Annotated in this window: 20 protein-coding genes; 18 read left to right on the top strand and 2 right to left on the bottom strand. The window is 72.8% G+C overall.

Features of this window, described 5'->3' with window-relative positions:
* Nucleotides 1–80: 80 nt before the first annotated feature.
* From SM447_RS07525 to SM447_RS07515, 3 genes are all read left to right on the top strand, one after another.
* Nucleotides 81–890: an SDR family oxidoreductase gene (locus tag SM447_RS07525; RefSeq protein WP_474572360.1), complete on the top strand. Its 810-nt coding sequence runs from the start codon at nt 81–83 to the stop codon at nt 888–890.
* A gap of 94 nt (nt 891–984) precedes the next feature.
* On the top strand, nt 985–1,584 hold the full coding sequence (locus SM447_RS07520) for a helix-turn-helix domain-containing protein (protein WP_474572010.1): 600 nt from the start codon (nt 985–987) through the stop codon (nt 1,582–1,584).
* Nucleotides 1,581–2,909, top strand: a complete 1,329-nt coding sequence (locus tag SM447_RS07515) for an MFS transporter (protein WP_474572009.1) — start codon at nt 1,581–1,583, stop codon at nt 2,907–2,909. The genes SM447_RS07520 and SM447_RS07515 overlap by 4 nt, the downstream gene beginning before the upstream one ends.
* Here SM447_RS07515 and SM447_RS07510 read toward each other — a convergent pair.
* A complete protein-coding gene (locus tag SM447_RS07510) occupies nt 2,867–3,601 on the bottom strand; it encodes a GNAT family N-acetyltransferase (RefSeq protein WP_474572008.1) in 735 nt (244 codons plus the stop codon). The genes SM447_RS07515 and SM447_RS07510 overlap by 43 nt on opposite strands.
* Before the next feature lie 128 nt (nt 3,602–3,729).
* On the opposite strand from SM447_RS07510, the gene SM447_RS07505 reads away from it, so the two are divergent.
* The 8 genes from SM447_RS07505 to mltG all read left to right on the top strand — a co-directional run bounded on the left by SM447_RS07505 (nt 3,730) and on the right by mltG (nt 14,051).
* A complete protein-coding gene (locus tag SM447_RS07505) occupies nt 3,730–3,939 on the top strand; it encodes a hypothetical protein (protein WP_474572007.1) in 210 nt (69 codons plus the stop codon).
* A 75-nt stretch (nt 3,940–4,014) separates the two neighbouring features.
* Nucleotides 4,015–5,535, top strand: coding sequence for a replication-associated recombination protein A (locus tag SM447_RS07500; RefSeq protein WP_474572006.1), 1,521 nt, complete (start codon nt 4,015–4,017; stop codon nt 5,533–5,535).
* Nucleotides 5,536–8,111: 2,576 nt separating this feature from the next.
* Nucleotides 8,112–8,720: a hypothetical protein gene (locus SM447_RS07495; protein WP_474572359.1), complete on the top strand. Its 609-nt coding sequence runs from the start codon at nt 8,112–8,114 to the stop codon at nt 8,718–8,720.
* Between the two features lie 136 nt (nt 8,721–8,856).
* The gene (locus SM447_RS07490) at nt 8,857–9,318 is read left to right on the top strand and encodes a DUF948 domain-containing protein (protein WP_474572005.1); all 462 of its coding nucleotides are present in this window, start codon (nt 8,857–8,859) and stop codon (nt 9,316–9,318) included.
* A gap of 24 nt (nt 9,319–9,342) precedes the next feature.
* Complete coding sequence (locus tag SM447_RS07485; protein ID WP_474572004.1) at nt 9,343–9,648, top strand: hypothetical protein; 306 nt, start codon at nt 9,343–9,345, stop codon at nt 9,646–9,648.
* Nucleotides 9,645–12,323, top strand: coding sequence for an alanine--tRNA ligase (gene alaS / locus SM447_RS07480; protein ID WP_474572003.1), 2,679 nt, complete (start codon nt 9,645–9,647; stop codon nt 12,321–12,323). The genes SM447_RS07485 and alaS overlap by 4 nt, the downstream gene beginning before the upstream one ends.
* A 73-nt stretch (nt 12,324–12,396) precedes the next feature.
* A complete protein-coding gene (gene ruvX, locus SM447_RS07475) occupies nt 12,397–12,858 on the top strand; it encodes a Holliday junction resolvase RuvX (protein ID WP_474572002.1) in 462 nt (153 codons plus the stop codon).
* A complete protein-coding gene (gene mltG, locus SM447_RS07470) occupies nt 12,855–14,051 on the top strand; it encodes an endolytic transglycosylase MltG (protein WP_474572001.1) in 1,197 nt (398 codons plus the stop codon). Before ruvX ends, mltG begins: the two co-directional genes overlap by 4 nt.
* 69 nt (nt 14,052–14,120) lie before the next feature.
* Here mltG and SM447_RS07465 read toward each other — a convergent pair whose 3' ends face one another.
* A complete protein-coding gene (locus tag SM447_RS07465) occupies nt 14,121–15,386 on the bottom strand; it encodes an endo-1,4-beta-xylanase (protein WP_474572000.1) in 1,266 nt (421 codons plus the stop codon).
* Between the two features lie 132 nt (nt 15,387–15,518).
* Between SM447_RS07465 and SM447_RS07460 the strand changes: the two genes are divergently transcribed.
* From SM447_RS07460 to SM447_RS07430, 7 genes are all read left to right on the top strand, one after another.
* Nucleotides 15,519–16,364 carry a shikimate dehydrogenase gene (locus tag SM447_RS07460; protein ID WP_474572358.1) on the top strand — a complete coding sequence of 282 codons (846 nt, stop codon included), beginning with the start codon at nt 15,519–15,521 and terminating at the stop codon, nt 16,362–16,364.
* A 202-nt stretch (nt 16,365–16,566) separates the two neighbouring features.
* On the top strand, nt 16,567–18,270 hold the full coding sequence (locus SM447_RS07455; protein WP_474571999.1) for a glycosyl hydrolase: 1,704 nt from the start codon (nt 16,567–16,569) through the stop codon (nt 18,268–18,270).
* 168 nt (nt 18,271–18,438) lie between these two features.
* A complete protein-coding gene (locus SM447_RS07450; protein WP_474571998.1) occupies nt 18,439–20,439 on the top strand; it encodes a hypothetical protein in 2,001 nt (666 codons plus the stop codon).
* A gap of 94 nt (nt 20,440–20,533) precedes the next feature.
* Nucleotides 20,534–21,076: an acyltransferase gene (locus tag SM447_RS07445; protein WP_474571997.1), complete on the top strand. Its 543-nt coding sequence runs from the start codon at nt 20,534–20,536 to the stop codon at nt 21,074–21,076.
* Nucleotides 21,069–22,670: a lipopolysaccharide biosynthesis protein gene (locus SM447_RS07440; protein WP_474571996.1), complete on the top strand. Its 1,602-nt coding sequence runs from the start codon at nt 21,069–21,071 to the stop codon at nt 22,668–22,670. Before SM447_RS07445 ends, SM447_RS07440 begins: the two co-directional genes overlap by 8 nt.
* Before the next feature lie 3 nt (nt 22,671–22,673).
* Nucleotides 22,674–24,008 carry an O-antigen ligase family protein gene (locus tag SM447_RS07435; protein ID WP_474571995.1) on the top strand — a complete coding sequence of 445 codons (1,335 nt, stop codon included), beginning with the start codon at nt 22,674–22,676 and terminating at the stop codon, nt 24,006–24,008.
* Nucleotides 24,005–25,632 (top strand): lipopolysaccharide biosynthesis protein (locus tag SM447_RS07430; RefSeq protein WP_474571994.1); only part of this gene is annotated, 1,628 nt, incomplete at its 3' end. The genes SM447_RS07435 and SM447_RS07430, both read left to right, overlap by 4 nt.

Raw genomic sequence — 25,632 nt, 5'->3', positions numbered from 1 at the left:
TCGTGGACCGGCGTGTCTCAGCGTGTCACGGCAATAAGTTCATGATCGACGATGTGGGCACTCGGGTGAGGGAGGCGACCGTGCGGGTGCTGGTGGTGGGTGGGAGTGGGTTTCTGGGGCGGGAGGTTTGCCGGCTCGCGGTGCGGGCCGGGTGGGGGGTGGTGGGGACGTGTCACTCGGGTGAGGTCGGGGTGGCCGGCGTCGAGGTGCGTCGGCTGGACGTGACCGACCGGGTTGCGGTGATCGACCTGGTCGCGGCGGTGCGGCCGGACGCCGTGGTGGCCACCCCCTACCGGTACGGCGACTGGGCGGTGACCGCCGACGGGGCGGCGCACGTGGCGTACGCCGCCGCCGGGTTGGGGGCTCGCCTGGTGCACATCTCCAGCGACGCGTTGCACGCCGGGCGACCCGAGGCGTACGCCGACGACGACCCACCCACCCCGATCTTCCCGTACGGGGCGGCGAAGGCCGCTGCGGAGACGGCGGTGCGGGCCGTCGACCCGGGGGCCGTGCTGGTGCGTACCTCGTTGATCCTGGGGGAGGGGAGCAAGCAGATCCAGCTCTGCCGGGAGGCCCTGGCCGGTCGGGCGACCCTGTTCACCGACGAGCTGCGCTGCCCGGTCGACGTGGGTGATCTCGCCGCCGCCGTGCTGGAACTGGTGGACTCCGATGTCGCCGGCCCGCTCAACGTGGCCGGTCCGGACGCGGTCAGCCGGGCGGAGCTGGGTCTGCTGGTGGCCCGGCGGGAGGGCATCGACCCGGCCGGCCTGAAGACCACCACCGGCGCCGCCGCCGGTGTGGTGCGCCCCACCGAGGTTCGCCTCGACTCCTCCCGCGCCGCCCGTCTGCTCCGCACCCGGCTGCGCGGCGTCTCCGAGCTGCTGTCCTGACGCAGTCCCGCTGATCATGATCGTCATCTGAAGGTCGCACCGAGCTTATGCACAACTCTTGTGCATAAGAGTTGTGCATAGTTACTCTGCAACCATGGGAGAGAACAGACCGCCCCAGCGCCAGGTCCGGATCGACCACCGGCAGGTCCGGGTCCTGGCGCACCCGCTTCGCAGCCGGCTGCTCGGCGCATTGCGGGTGAACGGTCCGGCCACCGCGACCACCCTCGCCGAACTGCTCGACACCAACACCGGCGCGACCAGCTACCACCTGCGCCAGCTGGCCGAGGTGGGTCTGGTGGTCGAGGAGCCCGACCGGGGCACCGGGCGGCAGCGCTGGTGGCGGGCCGCCCACGACGTGACCAGTTGGGAGAACACCGACTTCGACGATGACCCGGACGCCCGGGCCGCGATCGAGTGGATCCAGGCCGAGCAGGTGCGCCACTTCGTCGAGCACACCGAGCGGTGGTTCGCCGCCCGGGACCGGTGGTCGCCGGAGTGGCGTGACGCCTTCGGCATGGGCGACATCTTCATGACCATCCCGGTGGACCGGCTGGAGGAGCTCAAGGCGGAGCTGTGGCGCATCCTGGAGCGCTACCGGGCCGACGCCGATCCCGATGAGCCCGGCGCCGAGCAGGTGCAGATCTTCCTGGCCTCCCTCCCGATGCTGCTCGGAAGGGAGGCGCGGAAGCCGTGAGTGAGCTTTCCGTACGCCAGATCCGGCGTCGCTTCCTGGTCCTGCACGGGCTGCGCTGGCTGCCCACCGGCCTGCTGATCCCCGTGGTGATCCTGCTGATGCAGGAGCGGGGCCTGACCCTGACCCAGATCGGTCTGGCCGCCGCCGCCCAGGGGGCGGTGGTGCTCGCCCTGGAGCTGCCGACCGGTGGGTTCGCCGACGCGCTGGGCCGCAGGCCGGTGCTGGTGCTGGCCAACTCGGTCGGCCTCGTCTCGCTGGCCCTGTTGGTGGTGGCGGACTCGTTCGCCCTGCTGGCCGCGGTCTGGGCCTTGCAGGGCGTGTTCCGCGCACTGGACAGCGGCCCCCTGGAGTCGTGGTACGTCGACAGCACCCTGGCCGTCGACCCGGACGCCGCGTACGAGAAGGGGCTTGGCCAGGGCGGCACCGTGCTCGGCCTGAGCATCGCGGCCGGCGCCCTGCTCAGCGGCGGCCTCGTCGCCCTCGGTCCGTTGGGGCCGCTCAGCGCCCTGACCCTGCCGGTGGTGGCCGCCGTCGGCCTGCAGGGCGTCGCGCTGGTGGCCCTGCTGACCCTGATGGTGGAACGGCGACCGGCCAGCGGGCCCGGAGCGCTGCGGGCGTCGGTCCGGGCCGCCCCGCGCATGGTCGGCGAGGCGCTGGGCCTGCTGCGTCGCTCCCGGGTGCTGCTCGCCCTCGTCGCGGTCGAGCTGTTCTGGGGCTTCGGCATGGTGACCTTCGAAAGCCTGTTGCCGGTCCGGCTGGCCGAGGTGATCGGCGACGCCGACCGGGCCGCCGCCCTGCTCGGCCCGGCGAGCACCGTGGCCTGGCTGGCCTCCGCGGGCGGCGCGGCGCTCACCCCGCTGCTCATCCGGTGGCTCGGTGCCGCGCCCGGTGCCGCGCTGCTGCGGATCGTGCAGGGCGGCACCGTGGTCGGGATGGCCCTGCTCGCCGGTCCGGTCGGCGTGCTGATCGCCTTCTTCGCCTGCCACGCCGTGCACGGCGCGTCGAACCCGCTGCACATGGGACTGCTGCACCGGCAGGTCGACGGCCCGTACCGGACCAGCGTGATCTCGGTGAACTCGATGATGGCCATGCCGGCCGCTGCTCTCGGCGGCGTCCTGCTCGGCTACATCGGCGACCGGGCGGGGGTGAGCACGGCGATGCTGGTCGGTGCCGTCGCACTGGCGGTCGCCGCGCCGCTGTACCTGCCGGCCTGGCGAGCCGGCCGGACGGCCGCCTCCGGGAGGTCGACCGGCGGCGGGGCGGCCGACGGGCCCGCTGGCGATCAGGCGAAGCGGACCGACGTCAGCGGGAACGTGGCGGTGTAGCCCAGCCGCCGGTAGAGCCGTACCGCCCCGACGTTGCTCGGGTAGACGCCCAACGCCACCACGTCGTACCGGGCCAGCAGGGCCCGGGTCATCCCGGCGGTGAGCGCCGCCCCCAGACCGCGCCCCCGGTGCCGCGGCGCCACCGTCAGCCCGGCGAGGAAACCCACCTCGCCCCGGGTGCGGTCGGCGCCGCAGGCGATGAGCCCGTCGCCGTCGCGGATGCCGTACCAGTCGCGCACCTGAGGGCTGCCGGGGCGGGCGGTGCTGGTCGGGAACGCCTCGTCGATCAGTGCGGTCAGGGCCGGGTGGTCCGCCTCGGTCAGCCGGACCACCCGCTCCTCGCCGGGCTGTGCCGGCGGCGCGGTGGCCGTCCAGAGGAAGTCCCAGTCCTCGTACCCGGCCACGGCCGCCCCGATGGACGCCGGATCCGTGCGGGGCAGGTGCACCCACCGCTCGGTGTCGAACCTCCGTTCCGCCGCCAAGGCGCTGACCAGGTCGATCGCCGTGCCCGCCGGACCGACCGCGCCGCCGATCGGCCCCTGGTCGACCGGGAGCAGCCAGCACACGGTGTCGCCGCGTCGCCAGCCTCGTGCCGGTTCATGGCACGGCAGTGAGTGTCGGACGAACGGGTGCCGGCCCGTCGCGGCCAGGACGGCGTCCCGCCCGTCGAGGACCTCGTCGACGATGATCATGTCGCCAGCCTAGGCCTGACCCGTCGCGGTGGCGGCGACGGCCGCGTGATCCACCGTGGAGATTGGCGGACCGACCGATCGGGTACATCCCGCGCCGGCCTACTGGAAACCCCCACCGGAGGAACGCCATGCTCGCCATCACCGCAGCCGTGGTCTTCGGCTTCGCCCTGCTGCTCGAGCTGCTGGACACCGACCTCGGCGCACCGGACCTGTTCAACTGGGACACCCTGGTGCTGATCGGTCTGCTGCTGCTCTCGCTCTACCTGGCCGGCGTCGGCCGTGGGCCGGGCGGTGGCGGTGGCCGCTGGTACCGGGGCCGCCGGCCGGGACGCGGCTGACCGGAAACGATCATCCCGGGCTCGGCCGACGGCGCGATTCCGGCGCCGTCGGCCGAGCCCGGTACTGTTCTCGTGATGGAGTCCGACGCGCTATTCACCCTCGGTGAACCCGCCACCGCACCCGGTGCGCAGGCGGGGTCCGTCGGTGTCGGCGGGTTCACCCCGGTCGGACCGGACGCCCCGCTGCCGGTCCGGATGCGCCCGGCCGATCTGGACGAGTTGGTCGGGCAGGAACACCTGCTCAGCCCGGGGGCGCCGTTGCGGCAACTCGTCGCCGGCAGCGCGCCGATGTCGGTCATCCTCTGGGGGCCGCCGGGCAGTGGCAAGACCACCATCGCCCACCTGGTCGCCGCCGCCACGGACCGGCGTTTCGTCGCCATGTCCGCGCTGACCGCCGGGGTGAAGGACGTCCGCGCCGTGATCGACACCGCTCGGCGGCAACGACGCTCGGGAGGCCCCCCGACGGTGCTCTTCATCGACGAGGTGCACCGCTTCAGCAAGACCCAGCAGGACTCGCTCCTCGCCGCGGTGGAGGACCGGACGGTCACGTTGCTGGCGGCCACCACGGAGAACCCCTACTTCTCGGTGATCTCTCCGCTGCTCTCCCGGTGCGTGCTGCTCACCCTCCGGCCCCTCGACGACGAGGCGGTACGCGGGCTGCTGCACCGCGCGCTGGTCGACGAGCGCGGGCTGGCCGGGGCGCTCACCCTCGCACCGGAGGCCGAGGAGCACCTGGTCCGGTTGGCCGGCGGGGACGTCCGCAAGGCGCTCACGGCGCTGGAGGCGGCGGCCGCCTCGACGACCGCTCTGGGCCACGACCGCATCGACCTGGCCACCGCCGAGCGGGCGGTGGACACCGCGGCGGTGCGTTACGACCGGGCGGGGGACGCTCACTACGACGTGACCAGCGCCTTCATCAAGAGTATGCGCGGTTCCGACGTGGACGCGGCGCTGCACTGGCTGGCCCGGATGCTGGTCGCCGGGGAGGACGCTCGGTTCATCGCGCGACGGCTGGTCATCTTCGCCAGCGAGGACGTCGGCATGGCCGACCCGGGGGCGCTGGGTGTGGCGACCGCCGCGGCGCACGCGGTGGAGTACGTCGGCCTGCCCGAGGCACAGCTCAATCTCGCCCAGGCCGTGATCCACCTGGCCACCGCACCCAAGTCGAACTCGGCGACCACCGCCATCTCAGCGGCGATCGCCGACGTGCGGGCCGGCCGGGGCGGGGCGGTGCCGCGGGGTCTGCGCGACGCCCACTACTCCGGTGCCCGCGGGCTCGGGCACGGCATCGGCTATCGCTACCCGCACGACGACCAGCGGGGCGTGGTCACCCAGCAGTACGTGCCCGACGACCTGGTCGGCACCGACTACTACCGGCCCAGCCAGCACGGCGCGGAGCGGTCGGTGGCCACCCGGCTGCCGCTGCTGCGCCGGATCGTCCGCGGGCTGCCCGCCCCCGCCCGCACGGACACGCCGGCAAAGGGCGGGAACACTGCGACGTCGTCCGGGGGGGACGATGGCGATCGTCGTACGGCCACGGACGCCCAAGTGGCCGAAGAGGTCGGCGCGAGCGCCGACGGGAGGGGTCAACAGTGAAATCGTCGGACCGACCGGACGAGGGCCCGGACGCGCGGCGCAAGGGCCGCCGCTGGGGTCGCGGCAGATCCGAGGCCGCGCCGGAGGATCCGGGTGTCGGCGAGGAGTTCGGCTGGATCGACGACCTGCGCTCGGCCAAGCAGCAACGCGGTGAGCTGGGTCCCGACGGTGCCGCCGGTGAGCCGCCCGCCGGGCCCCGAGGCGGGTCGGAGCGCCCCGGCCAGGACCCTCCCGTGCGTCCCGGCCCCGCTGTCCACCGCCCGGGACCGGACGGACCGGTGCCGCCCGGCCGTGGACCGGTGCCGCCGGGTCGGCCGTCGCCGCCGGATCCGGCGGCCGGCCCACCCGTCGGTGTCGCGCCCGGTCGGGGGCCGGCCGAACCCCCACGAGCGCGTCCGGTCGACGGTCCCTGGCCGGGTGGCTCGGGCCCACGGCCGCCCGCCGGCCCGCCGGTCGCCGGTCGGGAACGGCAGCCGGCCCCACCGCCGTTCGCCGCCCGGACGCCGGACGCCGGACGCCACGAGCCGAACACCCCGCCACCCGGTTGGCCACAACAACCCCCCGCCGCCGGGCCGGGTTCCCGTCGACCGCAGCCAGGTGAGCCCGTTCCCGGCGGTCCGGCCGGTAACCGGCCGGCCCCGGAAGCCGGCCCGGTCTCGGGTGCACCGGCTGGTCCGGGTGGGCCGTCCGGTGTGGTGCCGGGCCCGCCGCCAGCCCCCGGGCCGGGCCCGCTCGGGCAGCGCCGGATGCCCGGCGTCCGGCCGAACGCCGCACCTGCCGGTCCTCATCGGCTGCCACCGGAAGCCGAACCGGGCCACGCCACGGCACCGCCGGAGCGGGTCACCGGTCCGCTTCCTCCGGACCGCACCGACCCGGGCCGGATCTCCGACGGCCGTCCTGGGCGGTTCGCCGGGCCGGGTCGACCCCGGGCGGCTGACACCCCGGTGGGATCGCCTCCGCCGGGCGTCGCGGATCCGACGTCGCCGCGACGGAACCGACGCAGCGCACCGGACCCGGTCGCCGACCCGACCGGCCGTCAGGTCACCGATCGACCCGGACCGGACACCACCCCCGTCAGCGGGGCGCCGGGTCTGGCGCCTGCCGCCGGTCGGCCGGTCGGTGCTCCGGCCGCCGGTCGGCGCTCCGGCCGCCGGCGAGCCGCCGAGCCGGAGGAGGAGCGGCCCGTCGTGCCGCTGTCCGGCAACGCGCCACCGATTCCGGGCGTGCCGTCCGGCCCCGCAGTCGCTGGACCCGCTCGCTCCGCCCCCGGTGGAGGTGGCACGGAGCCGAACGCCGCCGACCGGGACCGCCGGATCGGGCCCGGCTCGGTCGGGCCGGAGGGCCCGGCCGCCGCGGCCTCGGGCCGTCGGGCGGCTCCCGAGGTGCCGCCGCCGGTCGGCCGTGGCCCGGACGGCACGGCCGGTGCGCGGCGGGAACGCCGCGCCCCCGATTCGGACGACGCGCCGGCTCGTGGCCGGCGAGCGCCGGACGGGGAACCGGCCGGCCGACACGCGGTCGCCGGTGCCGCCGAAACGCCACCCGTGGGGCGGCCCGGCGAGGCTCGGGCCGGGCGCCCGGAGCGGCCGGCTGACTGGCTCCGGCAGGCCGGGCGGACCCACCACACCGACCCCGCGTTGCCCACGATCAGCAAGCGCCCGCCGACTGCGCCCGGCGCGCCGCCCGGTCGCGTGGTCGGCACCCCCTCCGGTGGCACGCCGACGGTCGGCGACCGCCGGGGCATGGACGCCGGTGCCCCGGCCGGCCGGCCGAACGCGGGGACGGCAGCGGCCCGCCCGCCGGCCGACGGACGCGGTGTCGAACCCGGACCGGAACGGCCTGGACCCGGTGCCGCCCGTCGAGCCGACGGGCCCCCCACCGGCCGCGGTCGTACCGTTCCCATGGCCGGTCCGGCCGGGGGGACGGACGGACCCGAGCCGGCCGGGCGGTCCGGCGCCCTGCCGCGGATCGGCGGCGGCACCGCCCCGGTTCCCCGCCCGGATGGGCCGCTTGTCGGCCCGCCGCGTGGCGCGGCCCGCCCCGATGGTTCGCCCGTGACCCCGCCGCGGGGCACCGCTCGACCCGATGGTGCCTCCGCGGTCCCGTCGCGCGGGCCCGTCCGTCCCGACGGGACGGTCGGTGGGCCCGGTCGCCCAGGGGGGTCGCCACCGGGCCCCGCCCGCGGCGCGGTCCGGCCCGACGCCGGCCCGCCCGGCGGCGCCGACCCCGGTCGCCCCACCGGCGCCGGACCGGCCGGATCGCCGGTCGCGGCTCGGGCCGGCGCGCCGGTACGCCCGGAAGATCGACTGACCGGCCGGGCGGCTCCGCCGCACCGGAATCCGGCGCGTCCCGAACCCTCCGGCGTGCCGCCGGTGCCGCCGACGCGGTCCGGCGAGGTGCCCGCGGTGGCCCGCGCCGCGGCTGCCGTGGCACCGGTGGACCCGGGCGGGTCCCGTCCCGGGGGAGAACCGGCGGTCCGACGTTCGGGCGAGCCGGAGTTCACCGGGGTCGACCGGGCTGAGGACGACCCGACCGGAGACGGCGGCGAGCCGCACCGGCAGCCGCCCGGTTCCCCGCGACTGCGCACCGCCATCCTGGTACTGGCCAGCGTGCTCCTGCTCGGTGTCCTGCCGGCGTTCTTCGGTCTGCAGACCATGAACCGGGACCCGGTCTTCGCCTCGCTCGACGATCTGGAGGTGCCGACCTGGGCTGCGGTCGATCCGGTCGACGACGTCAGCGGCAGCCAGTGGTGCCTGCTCGACTGCCGGTTGCGGGAGCGCACCGTCACCTCCGACCGGTCGCCGGAGGAGACGGCGCAGGCGTACGAGGCCGCGCTGATCCGCGACGGTTGGCAGCGGTGGACGCCCAACTACTGCCCCGAACAGGAGGAGAAGGGCAGCTACACGTGCTGGCGGCGGGACGAGCTCACTCTCGACCTCTGGGTGCGGGAACGGACCTGTGTGCCGCCACCCGTGGACGGCGAACCCGCGGTGGTGCCGGCACCCGACCCCTCCGCCGCGGCGCAGGACTGTCCCGGATCGTTGGTCTCGGTGAAGGTGCGCAACGCGATCGACGACGAGCGGACGCGGCCACAGCCGAGCACCGATCCGTCACTGACCGGTGAGGATCCCTTCCCGACATTGACCGACGACCCGTTGGGCGAACTGACGCCGTCACCACCGTCCTGAGCCGATCGTCATCACGGACGGTAGGGTCAGGTGCTGGTGGTGACCGGTCGTCGGCCGGGCACCGGCGTTGACGTGGGCGAGACGGTCGTGCGGCTCGGGGACTGCTCCCCGAAGGCACTGTTTGAGGAGGACAGGCGTGGGCTTTTTGGAGGTCGCGGCGCTGATCGCGGCGATCGCGTTCGCGATGCTGGTGCTGATCCTGACGCTGCCCATCCTGCGGCTGCGGCACACCGTGGACGCCACCACCCGGATGATCAACGACCTCAACGACCGGACGGCGCCCTTGCTCGGTGAGGTCAACACGACGGTCCGCAACGTCAACGTGACGCTGGAGCAGGTGCAGACCTCGCTCGACGGTGTGAACCTCCAACTGGCCAAGGTCGACACCATGACCGGCCACGCGCAGAACATCTCCGCCAACGTCGCCAACCTGGTCACCGTGGTCTCCGCCGCCGCGGCCAACCCGCTGGTCAAGGTGGCCGCCTTCGGCTACGGCGTGCGCAAGGCAGCCGCCGCCCGCCGGCACGCCGAGACCGAGCGCGAGGTACGGGACACCATCAAGGCCCAGCGACGCGCCGCCCGGCGCGGGAACCGCTGACCCGACCCACCGGGAGGTACGAGCATGAGGCGACTTTTCTGGCTGGGTATCGGGCTGGCCGTCGGTGTCGTGGTGGTGCGCAAGGCGACCCGGGCCGCCCACGCGTACACCCCGGCCGGCATCGCCGACAACCTGTCGCAATCCGCTGGCGGCCTGGTCGAGGAACTGCGTAGCTTCGTGGCGGACGTGCGCGCCGGAATGGCCGAGCGGGAGCAGGAGATCCACGAGGCGTTCGCTCACGGCGAGGCGTTCGACGACCAGTTCGCAGAGCTGCGGGAGGACCCGCGCCTCGGCGACCGACAGATCTTTCCGGAGGAACACCAGCGATGAAGACGGCGGAGATCAAGCGGCGGTATCTCGCCCACTTCGAGGCGAACGGTCATGCCGTGGTGCCGTCCGCTCCGCTGCCCGCCATCAGCGACCCGAACCTGCTGTTCGTCAACGCCGGCATGGTGCAGTTCGTCCCCTACTTCCTGGGCCAGCAGACGCCGCCGTACCAGCGTGCGGTGAGTGTGCAGAAGTGCATCCGTACGCCGGACATCGACGAGGTGGGCAAGACCAGCCGGCACGGCACGTTCTTCCAGATGAACGGGAACTTCTCGTTCGGCGACTACTTCAAGGACGGGGCGATCCCGCTCGCCTGGGACCTGGCCACCAAGTCGGTCGACGCCGGTGGGTTCGGGCTGGACCCGGAGCGGATCTGGGCGACGGTCTACCTCGACGACGACGAGGCGTACGAGATCTGGCGGCGTACCGGGGTGCCCGACGAGCGCATCGTGCGTCGGGGCAAGAAGGACAACTTCTGGTCGATGGGCATCCCCGGACCGTGCGGCCCGTGCTCGGAGCTGTACTACGACCGGGGCCCGGCCTACGGCGCCGAGGGTGGCCCGGAGGTCGACGAGGACCGGTACCTGGAGTTCTGGAACCTCGTGTTCATGCAGTTCGAGCGGGGCCCGGGCACCGACAAGGAGAACTTCCCGATCCTGGGTGAGTTGCCGGCGAAGAACATCGACACCGGCATGGGCCTGGAGCGGATGGCGTCGATCCTGCAGGGTGTCGACAACCTCTACGAGATCGACGAGGTCCGCCCGATCCTGGACCGGGCGGCGGAGCTGACCGGCAAGCGGTACGGCGCGCACTCGGGTCACGCCGCCAACCAGTCGCACCCCGACGACGTGCGGCTGCGGGTGATCGCCGACCACGTGCGGACCGCGCTGATGCTGATCGGCGACGGGGTGACCCCGTCCAACGAGGGCCGCGGGTACGTGCTGCGGCGGATCATGCGTCGGGCGATCCGGGCGGTGCGGTTGCTCGGCTGGCAGGAGCGGGCGCTGCCGGAGCTGCTGCCCGTGGCCCGGGACTGCATGGCCCCGTCGTACCCGGAACTGGCGGCGGACTTCGACCGGATCTCGGCGTACGCGTACGCCGAGGAGGACGCGTTCCTGGCCACGTTGCGGGCCGGTACGACGATCCTGGACACCGCGATCACGCAGACCCGTACCGCCGGGGGCAGCGCGCTCTCCGGAGAGCAGGCGTTCCAGCTGCACGACACGTACGGCTTCCCGATCGACCTGACCCTGGAGATCGCCGCCGAGCAGGGGCTCACCGTCGACCAGGAGGGCTTCCGCCGGCTGATGGCCGACCAGCGGGCCCGGGCCAAGGCCGACGCGCAGGCCCGCAAGACCGGGCACACCGACCTGTCGGCGTACCGGTCGGTGCTCGACGCCGGTGGTCCGGTGACCTTCACCGGGTACACCGAGGTGGCCCGCGAGTCGACGGTCCGCGCGGTGCTCGGCACCGACGGTCCGCGCGCGGCGGCGGTCGAGGGTGACACCGTCGAGCTGGTGCTCGACACCACCCCGTTCTACGCCGAGGGCGGTGGTCAGCAGCCCGACCTCGGGATGATCACGGTGGGCGGCGGCCAGGTCGAGGTGCTCGACGTGCAGCAGCCGGTGCCCGGCCTGATCGTGCACCGGGCCCGGGTGCTGCGGGGCGAGGTGCGCGCGGGGGAGACCGGTTACGCCGAGATCGACACCAGCCGTCGGCGCGCCATCTCCCGGTCGCACACCGCCACCCACCTGGTGCACCAGACGATGCGCAACTTCCTCGGCGAGTCGGCGACCCAGGCCGGTTCGCTGAACGCCCCGGGTCGGCTGCGGTTCGACTTCAACACCGCCACCGGGGTGGCGCCGAGCGTGCTGCGCGACGTGGAGCAGCAGGTCAACGAGGTGCTCCTGGCCGACCTGGAGGTGCACGCCTTCATCACCTCGCTGGACGAGGCGCGGCGGATCGGTGCCATGGCCCTCTTCGGCGAGAAGTACGGCGAGCAGGTCCGGGTGGTCGAGGTCGGTGACTACGCCCGCGAACTGTGCGGCGGCACCCACGTGGCCCGTTCCGGCCAGCTCGGCCTGGTCAAGATCCTCTCCGAGTCGTCCATCGGTTCCGGCGTGCGCCGGGTCGAGGCGCTCGTCGGGATGGACGCGTTCAACTTCCTGGCCCGCGAGCACCTGCTGGTCGCCCGGCTCGCCGAGCTGTACCGGGTCCCCTCCGAGCAGGTCGCCGACCGGGTGGAGCAGACGGTCACCCAGCTGCGCGACGCCGAGAAGGAGCTGGAGAAGCTGCGGGCGCAGCTGGTGCTCGGCGGTGCGGCGGCGCTCGCCGCCCAGGCCAAGGACGTGCAGGGGGTGGCCTTCGTGGGCACCGAGGCGCCCGAGGGAGCGGCCGGCAACGACGTACGCACGCTCGCCCAGGAGATCCGGGGCCGGATCGATCCGTCCCGGCCGGGAGTGGTCGCGGTGGCCGCCCGGGCCAACGGCAAGGCGTCCCTGGTGGTGGCGGTCAACCCGGCCGCGCGCAGCCGGGGGATCGCCGCGAACGACCTGGTCAAGGCCGCGTTCTCCGGGCGCGGCGGCGGCAGCCCCGAGCTGGCGCAGGGTGGCGGGCTGCCGGAGTCGGAGGTGCCGCGGCTCCTGCTCACGGTCGAGCGGGCGGTCGCCGAGGCGTGAGTCGTCAGCACTGCGGATCAGGGCGGACCGGGTCGGTCCGCCCTGACCCGTCTGTCGGGGAAGGTGACGCGGCGTGAGTGACTCGCCCCGGGGGGTACGGCTGGGAGTGGACGTCGGGCAGGTGCGGATCGGGGTCTCCCGGTCCGACCCGCACGGCGTGCTGGCCACCCCGCTGGTCACCCTCGCGCGGGAACAGAAGCCCAGGCCAGAGGCGGTACCGTCGGATGTCACCGAACTCGCGGCGCTGGTCGCCGAGCACGAGGCCGTCGAGGTGGTGGTGGGCCTTCCGGTGAACCTGGCCGGCAAACATGGCCCGGCGGCGGAACACGTGAAGGCGTACGCTCGACAACTGGCTGGTGTGATAACTCCCGTCCCGGTGACGCTCACCGACGAGAGGATGTCCACGGTCGTGGCGAGCCGTAGGCTGGCCGAGCGTGGTGTCCGGGGGAAGAGACAACGGGCGGTGGTCGACCAGGCCGCCGCGGTGGAGATTCTGCAGAGCTGGCTGGATGCGCAGCGGAGGCGGACGCAATGATGGACGATCTGGACCTCGGGTTCGACGAGCAGGAGCGGGGGGAGAAGGGCAAGCACCGCCGGGGGCGCCGTAAGGGCGGCCGGTCCGGCGGTGGGCGGGGCAAGACGATCTTCGCCCTGCTGCTGGCGGTGCTGCTGCTCGGCGGCATCGGCGGTGGTGCCTTCTACGGCTTCGACCGGATCCAGAACTACTTCGTCACCCCGGACTATGACGGCGCGGGCAGCGAGGACGTGACCGTCCAGATCCCGCAGGGCGCCTTCCTCGCCGACATGGCGGTGGCGCTGTACGACGCCGGGGTGATCAAGAGCACCAAGGCGTTCATCGAGGCGGCGAACGACAACTCCCGCAGCCGCAACATCCAGCCCGGCACCTACAAGCTGCGCAAGCAGATGAGCGGTGAACTGGCCCTCGCGGCGATGCTCGACCCGAAGAACCGGGTCGTCAACGGGCTCACCATCCCCGAGGGGCGCACCGCGAAGAGCATCTTCAAGCTGCTCAGCGACCACACCAAGATCCCGGTCAAGGAGTTCGAGGCCGCCGCGAAGGACCCGGAGAAGCTCGGCGTACCGGACTGGTGGTTCAAGCGCGAGGACGGCAAGAAGCCCAAGAAGTCGATCGAGGGCTTCCTCTTCCCGGACACCTACGAGATCCCGCCGGACAGCACCGCCGAGGCCATCCTCGGCCAGATGGTCGACCACTTCCTCACCGTGACCGGCGAGATGGAGTTCGCCGATCGGGTGCAGAAGGAACGCGGCGGGATCAGCCCGTACGAGGCGCTGATCGTGGCGTCGCTCGCCCAGGCCGAGGCCGGCACCAAGGAGGACCTCGGCAAGGTCGCCCGGGTGGCGTACAACCGGGTCTACTCGCAGACCTTCGACTGCGGGTGCCTGGAGATGGACGTCACGGTCAACTACTACCTGGAGTTGACCGGCCAGAAGACGAAGACGTCGGCCGAGATGACCCGGGACGAGCTACTCGACACCAAGAACCCGTACAGCCGCAAGCTGCGCGGCATGATCCCCACTCCGATCAACAATCCGGGCAAGGACGCTCTCGAGGGCGCCATGGATCCGCCCAAGGGCGGGTGGCTCTTCTTCGTGGCCATCGACAAGGAAGGTAACTCGGCGTTCGCCGAGACCTACCAGGATCATCTCAAGAACGAGGCCAAGGCCCGGGAGGCCGGCATCATCTGATCGTGGGAAGCCAACGAACGGCGGGGGTGGAGACCAGGTCTCCACCCCCGTCGCCGCTTCAGTTCATCGTCAGGACAGGTCGACCGTCGCGGTGGTGTCGGGGGCGTCGATGGTGAAGCGGGCGGTATGGCCGGCAGCGGTGACGGTGTAGTCGCCGAGAAACCCCTGCACGGTGACGGTGCCGTCCGCGTCGGTGCGCATCTCCGTCGGCGGCAGCCACCACTCGCCCTTGACGAGCGCCTTCAGGGCGTCGTACGACGGCTTCGGGCTGCCGTCGGTGCGGACCAGGCCGGCCGGAGCACCGAGCCACGCGCCGCGGTCGGTGATCCCCCAGTAGTTGATCGACTGGACCGACGGGTGGGCGACCAGCGACCGGTAGTGCCGCTCGATCTCCTCGGCCTGCCGGGCCTCGCCCTCGGGGGTGCTCGGCCAGTCCGGGATCTGGTAGTCGTTGAGGTCCTCGATCTCGGGCGACATGAGGTGGCCGGAGACCAGGGTGGTCTCGGTCAGGTGCAGCGGCAGCCCGTACCGGGCGAACCGGTCGAGCATCTGCTGCATGTACTCCTCGCCCCGGTAGCCCTGGTGCATGTGGGTCTGCAACCCGATCGCGTCGACGCGTACGCCGGCTTCGAGGACGCCCTCGATGAGACATTCGTAGGCCGAGCTGAGGTCGAAGTCGTTGAGCACCAGGGTGGCCGCCGGGTTGGCCGCCCGGGCCTCCTCGAAGGCCAGCCGCACCATGTGGATGCGGCCCCGCGCCCGGGCCAGCGGGGTGATCGCGTTGTCGCCGTTGTCGAAGACGGGCATGATGACCGCCTCGTTGATCGCGTCCCAGGTGTCGATGAGGCCGGCGAACCCGCCGACCAGGTCGCGGATCCGGGCCCGCAACAGCCGCTCGACCTCGTCGAGGTCGAGGTCGAGCAGCCACGACGGCTGCACGGTGTGCCAGACCAGCGGATGACCCTTGACGGTGGCGCCCCGCTCGGCCAGCCACCGCGCCGTGGCGGTGAGGCGTTCGGTGTCGGGTGCGCCGCGTTTGGGCTCGTAGCGGCCCCAGTAGAACGGCAGCGTCGCGGTGTTGAACACGTCCAGCCACAGCTCACCGAGCCGGTCCAGGTCCAGGTGGCTGGTCCGGCCGAAGCTCTCGACGTCCGTGCTGCCCTCCGGGCCGGGACCGCCGACCAGGTCGACGAAGTCGAAGCCGATGTTGCCGAACGCGAAGGCGTGCCGATGCTGGGCGACCGTCACCACCTGATCGGCGAGCGGCTCCCCGGCGGAACTCCGGACGGTGAGGGTGATCTCGCCCTTGCGGTGGCGCAGACTGCTGTCAGACATTGTTGGATGTTAGGTGACAGGTGTGCCTGCTGCTGAGGAGCGATGTTGGCTGAGTCAGGGAGCGCGGCGTCAGCCCCTGCGGCTTCGGCACCCGGGGCGTCGGCAACGGGAGCGTCGGTGCGTAGGGCGGCGGTGCTGGGCAAACCGATTGCGCACTCGCTCTCACCGGTGATCCACAACGCGGGTTACGCCGCCGCCGGCCTGACCGGGTGGTCGTACACCAGGATCGAGTGCGCGGCGGCCGAGCTGCCGGCCCTGGTCGCCGGTCTCGGCCCGGAATGGGCCGGGCTGTCGGTGACCATGCCCGGCAAGGAGGCGGCGCTCACGGTGGCCGCCGAGGTCTCGCCGGTCGCCGCCGCCGTGGGCGCGGCCAACACGCTGGTACGCCGCCCCGACGGCTCCTGGTACGCCGACAACACCGACGTCACCGGCATGGTCGAGGTGCTGACCGAGGCGGGCGTACGCCCCGGCGCCACCGTCATGGTGCTCGGCGCGGGCGGTACCGCGCGGGCCGCCCTCGCGGCGGCCGCTCGGCTGCACGCGGCCGGGGTCACCGTGCTGGCCCGCCGCCCGGCGGCGGTCGCCGAGCTGGAGCCGGTGGCGGCGGCTCTGGGCTTGGCGATGGCGAGCGAGCCGTGGCCGGGAGCGTCGTGGTCCGAGCCTTCGCGACCGGCGGCACCGCGGTCCGCGGCGTCTCCGCTCGACGGCGTCGACGTGCTGATCTCCACCGTGCCCAAGGGGGCCGCCGACGAGTTGGCCGCGACGGTGCGCTGGCGGGCGGGCACGGTGGTCTTCGACGCCATCTACGATCCGTGGCCGACCGCCCTGGCCGCGTCCGCCGCGTCCGCCGGCTGCCGGATCGTCTCCGGGCTGGACCTGCTGCTGGCCCAGGCGATCGGCCAGTTCGAGCAGTTCACCGGCGTTCCCGCCCCCCGCCCGGCAATGGCCGCCGCCCTGACCACCGCCACCCGCTCCTAGCAAGGATCGTGGAACGAAAGCGCCCCCGGCAGGGCGGTTTCGCTCCAGATTCGTTGCGGCCCAGGTCGGGACGAGGGGCGCGTGAGTTGGGTGGGGCTTAGGCGACCTTTAAGACGCGCTTAGGTCCTGCGGTCATCCCCACGCTCTGTTGTGTACATCGATACGCTGCTCAGCGTCATCGTTTTAGACACGAGGAGTATCCGTGACCAGTCGCGGACTGCACCGCCTGATCCCGCACCGCGGCCCCCGGCGAAAGGCCCTGGTGCTCGGCGTCATCGGCACCACGGTGGTGCTGGGTCTCGGCGCGACCATGGTGCCGTTGCTCGCCGATGACGACCTGTCGATTCCGGTGGTGGCCGACACCACCGCCACGGCGGTGCCGCAGGACGGCGACAACAGCGTCAAGACGACGCTGGCGACCTGTCCCGCGCCCTGCGACGGTAACCCGCGTGGGGCCCGCGAGGCGGTGCTCACCTTCCTGGTCGCCTCCCTGCCGGCGAACGCGGTGAACGTGCGGGCGACGTTGCGGGTGCACGCCTGGCAGAAGTTCGACGCGACGGTGACCGCGCACGAGTCCCGGCTGGACGCCCGGGCGGCCCGTCCAGCGCCTACGCCGGTCGGCGCGGCGCTGGACACGGTCAGCGGCGTCGCCAAGGGATTCAACGAGTGGGACGTCTCGGGTCTGGTGACCGGAAACGGCATCTGGACCCTGTCCCTGGCGCAGGCCGGCCTGGACACCCGCATCTACTGGGCCTCCGGTGAGCACCGCAACGCCGACCTGCGTCCCCGCCTGGCGCTCAGCTACGGCGTGGGTGCCCGGCCGCCGTCCGCCTCGCCCAGCGCCGCGCCGACGCCGTCGGCCAGTCCCAGCCGCCCGGCGGCGACGCCGACCGTGTCGCCCAGCGTGAGCCCGACGCCCGCCCGGCCCAGCCCCACGACCCCGCCGCCGCCCGAGTCGGGCAAGTGCGGGACGGTCTCGGCGAAGCTGGTCCCCGGTTGTGGGGCCTGGTGGGGGATGTACTCGCCGTCCAGTGCGTCGACCGGGTGGGACCACGGTAAGTCGATCACCGACGTGGAGAAGCAGGTTGGCCGGACCTTCGACATCGTCCACCGCTACCACGACTTCTCCAACGCCGGCAGCAACGGCGCCTTCCCGGACGAGTTCCAGCAGCAGCAGATGCGCGAGGGACGGTTGATGTTCTTCGCCTGGGAGAGTCGGGTCTTCTCCTCGGGCACGGTGTTGACCTGGAAGGACGTCTACAGCGGGCGGTACGACTCGACCATCGACGCGGTCGCGGGTCGGATCCGCGCGGTGGGCCAGCCGGTCTTCATGGGCTTCGACCACGAGCCGGAGGACGAGCCGGCCAAGGGCAGTGACGCCGACTTCGTCCGGGCCTGGCGGTACATCCACGACCGGTTCGCCAACGCCAAGGTCGACAACGCCGTCTGGGTGTGGACGATGATGGGCTGGTCCGGCCACTACCACCGATACGCCGGGCTCTACCCCGGTGACCGCTACGTCGACTGGGTGGCCTGGGACCCGTACAACTTCCACGTCTGCAACGGCAGCACGCTCTGGAAGAGCCCGGCCACGACGATCGGCTCCTTCTACCGGTGGCTCGACGAGAACGGCATCGGTGCGGGCAAGCCCCGGATGCTGGCGGAGTTCGGTACCAACTTCGACGCCGCCGACCCGAACGCCAAGCGGCGGTGGTTCGAGGAGTTCCCGGCGGCGCTGAAGGCCCACCCGAAGATCAAGGCGGCGATCTACTTCAACTCGCCGGGCATGACGAAGACCACCAACACCTGCAACATGACCATGAACCAGGACGCGGCGGCGGTGGCCGGATTCGCCGCCGCCGGACGGGACAGCTACCTGCGGCAACCGACCGGAGGTGGCCGCTGAACTGAGGTGAGCTGATCCGCGAAACAGGCCAGCCCGTCGACTGTCGGAAATCCGACGGTCGACGAGGTTGTCCGTTTACTGATCCACCGACCGCCCAATCGGCGGATGTCGCCCTCCAGCGTGGAGCGGGCACGCTACGTGCATTCTCGTCCACTCTGGAGGCGCAGCGTGCCCAGATTCTCCTTGTCGTGGCGTACCACCCGGCGGCATCGAGCCCGGGTCGCAACTGTCGCGCTGGTGACCGTCGCGGCCGTACTGGCCGTGCCCACCGCGACGTCCGCGGCCGTCGTACCGGTTCCCGAACCGGCGACCCTGGTGTCGGCCAACCCGGCCGACCAGACCCCGCACGCCCGCGACGGTGAGGCTCGCGCCTTCGCGGAAATAGGCAACACGATCTTCGTCGGCGGCAGTTTCACCCAGATCCGCCAGACGGTCGGCTCGGCGTGGACCGCCCGCCCCTATCTCTTCGCGTACGACCGGACCAGCGGGACGATCTCGACGGCGTTCCTGCCGGTGCTCGACGGTGCGGTCAACTCCCTCATCGCCGGCCCCGGCGGAACCCTGATCGTCGGCGGGGCCTTCAAGAACGTCAACGGGGTGGCCAGGCGCAACCTGGTGGCGCTCGACCCCGCCACCGGCATGATCATCGACAGCTGGGTCGGTCGTTCCGACGGCGGCACCGTGCGCGACCTGGTGCTGCACGGCAACTGGCTCTACGTGGCCGGTGCCTTCAACTGGCTCAACGGCACCGCACACGCCGGACTCGGCCGGCTGAACGCGACGACCGGGGCCATCGATCCCACCTTCAACATCAACACCAGCGTGGGGCGGCACGGCACCAGCATGTACGTCTGGACCATCGACGTCTCACCGGACGGCGGCACCCTCGCCGTGGGCGGCAACTTCCTCTACGTCAACGACCTGCCCCGCAACCAGATGGCGTTGGTCGACCTCACCGGCACGCCGAGCGTGATCGACTGGAGTACCGAGCGGTTCGTGCCACCGTGCGCCAACCCGGCGACGTTCGTGCACTACGTGCAGGACGTGCGCTTCGGCGGTGACGGCAGCTGGTTCGTGGTGGGCACCAACGGCGGCTCCGGCTGGCCGGCGGCGTACTGCGACGCCCTGGTCCGGTTCGAGACCGCCGCCCGGGGGCCCAACCAGCTCGCCACCTGGGTCAACTTCACCGGCAACGACACCATCACCTCGGTCGAGGTGGCCGACAACATCATCTACCTGGGCGGGCACTTCCGCTGGCTGAACAACCCGAACGCCAGCGACCGGGCCGGCAACGGCGCCATCGACCGGCTCGGCATCGGCGCGGTCACCCCGGCCACCGGCATGCCGGTGAACTGGAATCCGCGTCGCAGCGGCGGCTCCGCGCTGCCCTCCGGCGCCAGCTCGTGGGGATCGTCGGTGCCGGTGTTGTGGCGCGGCAGCGACGGCCTCTACTTCGGACACAACTCCGACGGCATGGGCAACGAGTACCACGGCCGGCTCGGCATGTTCCCGCTCCAGGGCGGACGCACCATCCAACCCAAGAACCCGCCCACGGAGAGCAGCGGTCACCTCTACCTGAACGTCGCCGCCGGTGAAGTGGCGAAGGTGCCCTTCGACGGCACGTCCCTGGACACCGACAACGTCACCGTGGTGAGCCAGCCGAACTACACCGGTGCCGGCGCGACCTGGCGGGTCGACGACCGGATCTTCTGGTCGCATGTGGTCGCCGGCACCCCGACCGGCAGCCGGATCGACATCTCACTCTTCAACGGCGCCGCGATCGGCGCGCCCTGGGAGGCGTCCGGCTACAACGACTGGTACAACCCGGCGCTGTTGACCGGTGCGTTCTTCCTGGACGGCCGGCTGTACTACACCCGCAGCGGCGCCAACAACCTCTACTACCGCTACTTCGAGATCGACGGCGGCTACCTGGGTGCCACCGAGTTCACCCTCCCGACGACGGGGGTGACCTGGTCGGCGGTGCGCGGGATGGCCTGGGTGGACGGGCGGATCGTCTACGGGGCGACCAACGGGTCGCTGCGCAGCGTGCCGTTCGACCCGACCCTGGCTCCCGCCGCCGTGGTCACCGGTGCCGACTCGACCCTCATCGCGGCGGCGACGCCGGAGCTGAGCTGGTCGACCGCGTCGATGTTCTTTTCCGTGCAGTAGCGTTCACCGTTCGTAACGAATCACCGGTAGTTTGTTCACCTCGGGTCGGTGGCGGGACACCCGCCACCGGTCCGAGAAAGGTGGGGGAGGCTCGTTGACCGGCATCCGGCGTGGACTCGTCGTGCGTACCGTCTTCGCGGTCAAGCGTGGCTGGTACCGGCTGCGCTACCCGCGCCTGCACCTGGGCGAGGGCGTGGAGATCCGCGGCCGGATCCGGTTGCGGCGCGGCGTACGGGTCAGCATCGGCGAGCACACCCGAGTGAACAAGCTGGTCCGCTTCGCCGGGCCCGGCGAGGTGCGGGTCGGTGCGAACTGTCTGCTCAACGCGACCTGGATCGGCACCTGGACGTCGGTGACCATCGGCGACCGGTGCCTGCTGTCGGACTGTGAACTCCTCGACAACGACTTCCACAACCTCACCCCCGATCGCCGCCACGACCCGCCCACGGCGGCCACCCGGGCTCCGATCACCATCGAGGACAACGTGTGGATCGGCGCGCACGCCCTGGTCATGAAGGGTGTGCGGATCGGCCGGGACAGCGTGGTGGGCGCGGCGGCGGTGGTCCGCACCGACGTGCCGCCGGGGGTCGTGGTGATCGGCAACCCACAACAGATAGCGAAGAAGTTCCATGACTGAGGCCGCGCCCAGCACCTGGACCGGCGACGGCACCGCCGCCGCCTCGTCGTCGCGTACCGTCACCATCACCGACGTGGTGCGGGTGCCGCTGCACCGGATCCGGCTGGTCGCGGCGGTGGCGGTCTGCGGGCTGCTCGGCGCGGTCGGCTACGTGCTGGTGGCTCCGGCCACCGTGACGGCGAACGCGGTGGTGGCGGTCCGGCCGGTGGTCACCGACGCGTTCACACCCAGCGGGGCCGCCGCCGACCGGGCGGTGAACATGAACGTGGAGAGCGGGATCGCCACCGGCACCGAGGTCATCGGGAAGCTGGCGGAGACGTTCGGCTCTGACCAACGCACGGTTCGCGACTCCCTCGAGGTCGAGGTGCCCGCCGGCGGTCAGATCCTGCGCTTCGTCTACCAGGCCGGCGACGCCGACCGGGCGGTGGCCGGTGCCAACCTGGCCGCGCAGGGCTACCTGGACGTCCGACGGGGAATGTACGAGAAGCAACGCGAGGAGATGCTGCGCTCGTACGACGAGAGCATCGAGAAGATCGTCGCCCAGCGCAACGCGGTGCAGCGGCGGATCAACAACGCCCGGGACACCACCGCCGCCAACGCCGCTGTCGCCGAGCTCGGCGGCATCAACAACCAGCTCACCCAGCTCAGTTCCGCCCGCACGGAGATCGCCGCGGTGGACGTGAACCCCGGCTGGGTCACCCGCAGCGCCGAGCGGGCGCTGACCACGACGGCCGGCAACCCGTCGCTGCTGGTGGCCGGCGGGCTGCTCGGCGGGACCCTGATCGGGCTGGTACTCGCCTTCGTGTGGGAGTCGGTGGACCGGCGGATCCGCAGCGTGGCCGACGCGCGGGACAGCACCGGTCTGCCGCTGCTGGGCACCGTGCGTCGTAGCGGACTGCGCGGTCGGGCGGTCGACGCCGACGTCCGCTACGTCGCGATGGCCGTCGCCGAGCGGGTACGCCAACCCGCCCGGGTCGCCGTGGTGACCGCCCGCGAGGACGCCACCGCCATCACCGCCGGGCTCGCGGTGGCCCTGGCCGTGGCCGGACGGGAGGTGTTCGTCGCCGACGACAGCGGTCGGACCGATCGACTGCGCGCCGCGGTGCTCACCGACCGGGACCGGTTGCCGGCCGGCATCGACCCGACCCGACCCGCCGTGCCGAAACCGCGAGCCGCCGCTCCGGACAACGACGACGGCCCCACCGAGGTCATCACCCGACGACCCTCTCCACACCCGGTCGGTGCGCGACCCTCGACCGACCCGGAGGCCACGCTCACCCTGCCCCGCGTCGCCAAGACGGTCGGCGGTGCCGACAACGGTCGGGTGACCGGCCCCGAGCGGGTGGTGGTGGGTGCCGGCAGCGTGCGGTTCGGCACCTGGCGACAGGGTGCCGACCAGCGTCTCGTGCTCTACAACGCACCGCCGGCCGAGGCCGACGAGCGGGGAGTGGCGGTGGCCCGGCAGGGCACCGCCGTGGTCGTGGTCGAGCGCGACCGCACCCGCCAGGCCGACCTGCGCCGGCTCGCCGAGCGGCTGCGGGCGGCCGGGGTCAACCCGCTCGGGTTCGTGCTGTGCCGCGGCGGGCGGAGCTGAGGCGTGCCGGTCACCCGCGCCCCGGCGACCACCGAGCCGCCCCGGCCGGCCAGCGCGCCCGCCCAGCCCGCGCCGGTCCTGCCGCCCCGACTGCCGCTGTGGCCGCTGGCGGCGATGTTCGGGCTGGTCCCGCTCTGGTGGGTGGTGGGCGGCTTCTACCTCGGTTGGCCGCTGCTGGGTGCGCTGCTGTTCACGCTGCTGGCCACCCGGGGGCGCCTTCCGCTGCCGCCCGGCACCGCAATCTGGCTGCTGTTCCTGGCCATCGTGGTGGCCAGCGCGACGCGGCTGGCGTCGCCGTCCTCGCTGCCCACCTTCGTGCTGCGGCTGACGTTCTACCTGACCGCGCTGATCGTCGCGGTGTACGTCTACACGGTCGCCCGCGAGCGCCCCGACCAGGCCGTCGTGCTGGTGCCGCTCTGCGCGTTCTGGTTCGGACTGGTCGCCCTCGGCTGGCTGGGCGTGCTGATCCCCCGTTTCGAACTGACCACTCCGGTCGAGGCGCTGCTGCCCGCCGCAGTGGCGCGCGTTCCGTTCATCGCCGACATGGTCCACTTGAACACCGCGGAGTACAGCACCCGGTCGCTCAACCCGATCTACCGCCCGGCGGCACCGTACGCGTACACGAACAACTACGGCAGCGCGTACGCGATGACCCTGCCGTGCGTCGTCGCGTACACCATGCTGCGCCGTCGGGGTCTGCTGCGGTGGGCGGTGCTGGCGTCACTGCCGGTGTCGCTGGTCCCGGCGTTCCTCACGCTCAACCGGGCGATGTTCCTCAGTCTCGGTGTCGGTCTGGCGGTGCTCGGGGTGCGGGCGGCGCTGCGTGGCAACACCCGGGTGGCCGCCTCCATCGGTGGAGTGGTGGTGCTCGGCGGCGTCGCCAGCCTGTTCATCCCGGTCGCCGAGCTGATCGGCAACCGGGTCGAATCCAGTGACACCAACACCGACCGGCTCTCGCTCTACTCCGAGGTGCTGCGCCGGGTGGGTGACTCGCCCTGGCTGGGCTACGGCGCTCCGATGGAGGTGGACACCGTCTCCGCCGACGCGCCGATCGGCACCCAGGGGCAGCTGTGGATGGTGTTGTTCAGCCACGGCGTACCGGCGCTGCTGTGCTTCCTGGCCTGGTTCGCCGCCGCCGCGCTGGTCTGTGCCCGGGCCACCTCGGCGGCCGGTCAGTGGCTCTCCGTCGTGCCGGTGGTCTGCCTGGTGCAGGTGCCCTTCTACGGGATGGCCAACCAGAACCTCACCGTGGCCTTCTTCGCGGTGGCCTTCGCGATGGCCCTCACCGAGCGGGAGCGACGCGGCCGGCCGCGACGGACGGCGGTGATGTCGGCGTGACGGCGACCACCAGCCCTGCGGCGGGGGAGGGGCCCGGGCGTACGCCCGGTGCCGTCGTCGATGCCGGCCCCGCGCGGATGGACGGCACGGCGGAGACCCGGCGCAGTGCCCGTAGCGGAGTGGCCGGGCTGCTCGGCGCGGCGACCAGCGGGCTGTTCGGCTTCGTGCTCGCGGTGGTCATCACCCGCGGTTACGGCACCGCCGGATCCGGTGCGTTCTTCGCCGCCATCGGCGTGGTCACCGTCGCCGCCGCGGTCTGCACGCTCGGTGCGGAGACCGGGCTGATGTGGGCCCTGCCAAGGCGGCGGGTCGGCGCGACCGGCGACGGCGCTCGGGTGCTGCCGGTCGCCCTGGTGCCGCCGCTGCTGGTCGCCGCGCTGGTCGCGGCGGGCGGGGCACTGGTCGCCGGGCCGCTCGCCGGTCGGCTCCTGGGACCGGCGGGTGAACCGCTGCTCGTGGTGACCTTCGCGGCGGTACCGGTGGTCGTCGCGATGAACCTGCTGCTGGCCGTCGTCCGCTGCGTGCGTCCGGTGCGGGCCTACGTCTCGGTGCAGTTCCTGCTGCTGCCGATCGCCCGACCGTTGCTGGTCGGTGCGGCGGTGCTCGCCGGCGGCGGACTGCTGGCGGGGATGACGGGCTGGCTGGTGCCCGCCGCCGTGGCGCTGCTGGTGTGCCTGATCCTGGTCGCCGGGCCGCTCGGGGTGGGCGCCGGTGCCCGGTTGCGTCCGCAGCGCGGCGACTGGTCCACGTTCTGGCGCTTCGCGCTGCCCCGCGCCGCCTCGGCGGCGATCGACGCCGGCAGCATGTGGATCGGCGTGCTGCTCACCTCGGCCCTGGCTGACCCCGCCGACGCCGGTGTCTTCGGTGCCGTCGGTCGTTACGTCCTCGCCGGTCAACTGGCGATGCAGGGGCTACGGGTGGCGGTCTCCCCGCAGCTGTCGCGGTTGCTCGGCCGGGGGGAGCGGGCCGCCGCCGCGGCCGTGCACCGGCAGCTGACCCGCTGGGGGCTGGTGCTCTCCTGGCCGGTGTACCTGCTGCTCGCCGTCTTCGCGCCGGCCTTCCTGGCGTTGTTCGGCCCGGAGTTCACCACCGGTGCCGCCGCGATGACCGTGCTCGCGCTGGCGATGCTGGTCAACACCGGGGTCGGCAACGTGCAGAGCATGCTGCTGATGGGCGGGCGCAGCGGGCTGCACCTGGCCGCGGCGGTGGCCGGGCTCGTGGTCACCGTCGGTGGTGGACTGGTGCTGATCCCCGCCCACGGCGCGACCGGCGCGGCGGTGGCGTGGGCCGCGGGCATCGTCACCGAGAACCTCGGCGCGGCCACCTTCGCCCGGCTGGTGGTGCGCGAGCGGTTGGCGGACGCCCGGATGCTGGCCGCGGCGGCGGTCACCGTGGCCGGGGTCGGGTTGGCCGCGGTGGCCGGCCTGACGGTCGGCGGACGCGGTATCGCGGGGCTGGTGACGGCGGTCGCCGTGCTCGCCACCGGCTGCGTCGGCTTGTTGACGTTGCCCCGGGTGCGGCGCGGCATCCGGGTGACCATGGTGCAGATCCGTGGGGGGGGGGGGGGGGGGGGGCCCCCCCCGCCGCCGGACGGGGCGGGGGGGGGGGGGGGGGGCGTGAGGAC

This window comes from Micromonospora aridisoli (genome assembly GCF_056150025.1).
The sequence above is the reverse complement of the archived record's forward strand: the minus strand, read 5'-3'. Positions and strand labels throughout refer to the sequence as shown.

Bases quoted from the DNA above. Each gene is read 5' to 3' on its own strand.
- SM447_RS07520 (WP_474572010.1), top strand. From the start codon at position 985: ATGGGAGAGAACAGACCGCCCCAGCGCCAGGTCCGGATCGACCACCGG.
- SM447_RS07510 (WP_474572008.1), bottom strand. From the start codon at position 3,601: ATGATCATCGTCGACGAGGTCCTCGACGGGCGGGACGCCGTCCTGGCC.
- SM447_RS07505 (WP_474572007.1), top strand. From the start codon at position 3,730: ATGCTCGCCATCACCGCAGCCGTGGTCTTCGGCTTCGCCCTGCTGCTC.
- SM447_RS07500 (WP_474572006.1), top strand. From the start codon at position 4,015: ATGGAGTCCGACGCGCTATTCACCCTCGGTGAACCCGCCACCGCACCC.
- SM447_RS07485 (WP_474572004.1), top strand. From the start codon at position 9,343: ATGAGGCGACTTTTCTGGCTGGGTATCGGGCTGGCCGTCGGTGTCGTG.
- alaS (WP_474572003.1), top strand. From the start codon at position 9,645: ATGAAGACGGCGGAGATCAAGCGGCGGTATCTCGCCCACTTCGAGGCG.
- mltG (WP_474572001.1), top strand. From the start codon at position 12,855: ATGATGGACGATCTGGACCTCGGGTTCGACGAGCAGGAGCGGGGGGAG.
- SM447_RS07465 (WP_474572000.1), bottom strand. From the start codon at position 15,386: ATGTCTGACAGCAGTCTGCGCCACCGCAAGGGCGAGATCACCCTCACC.
- SM447_RS07440 (WP_474571996.1), top strand. From the start codon at position 21,069: ATGACTGAGGCCGCGCCCAGCACCTGGACCGGCGACGGCACCGCCGCC.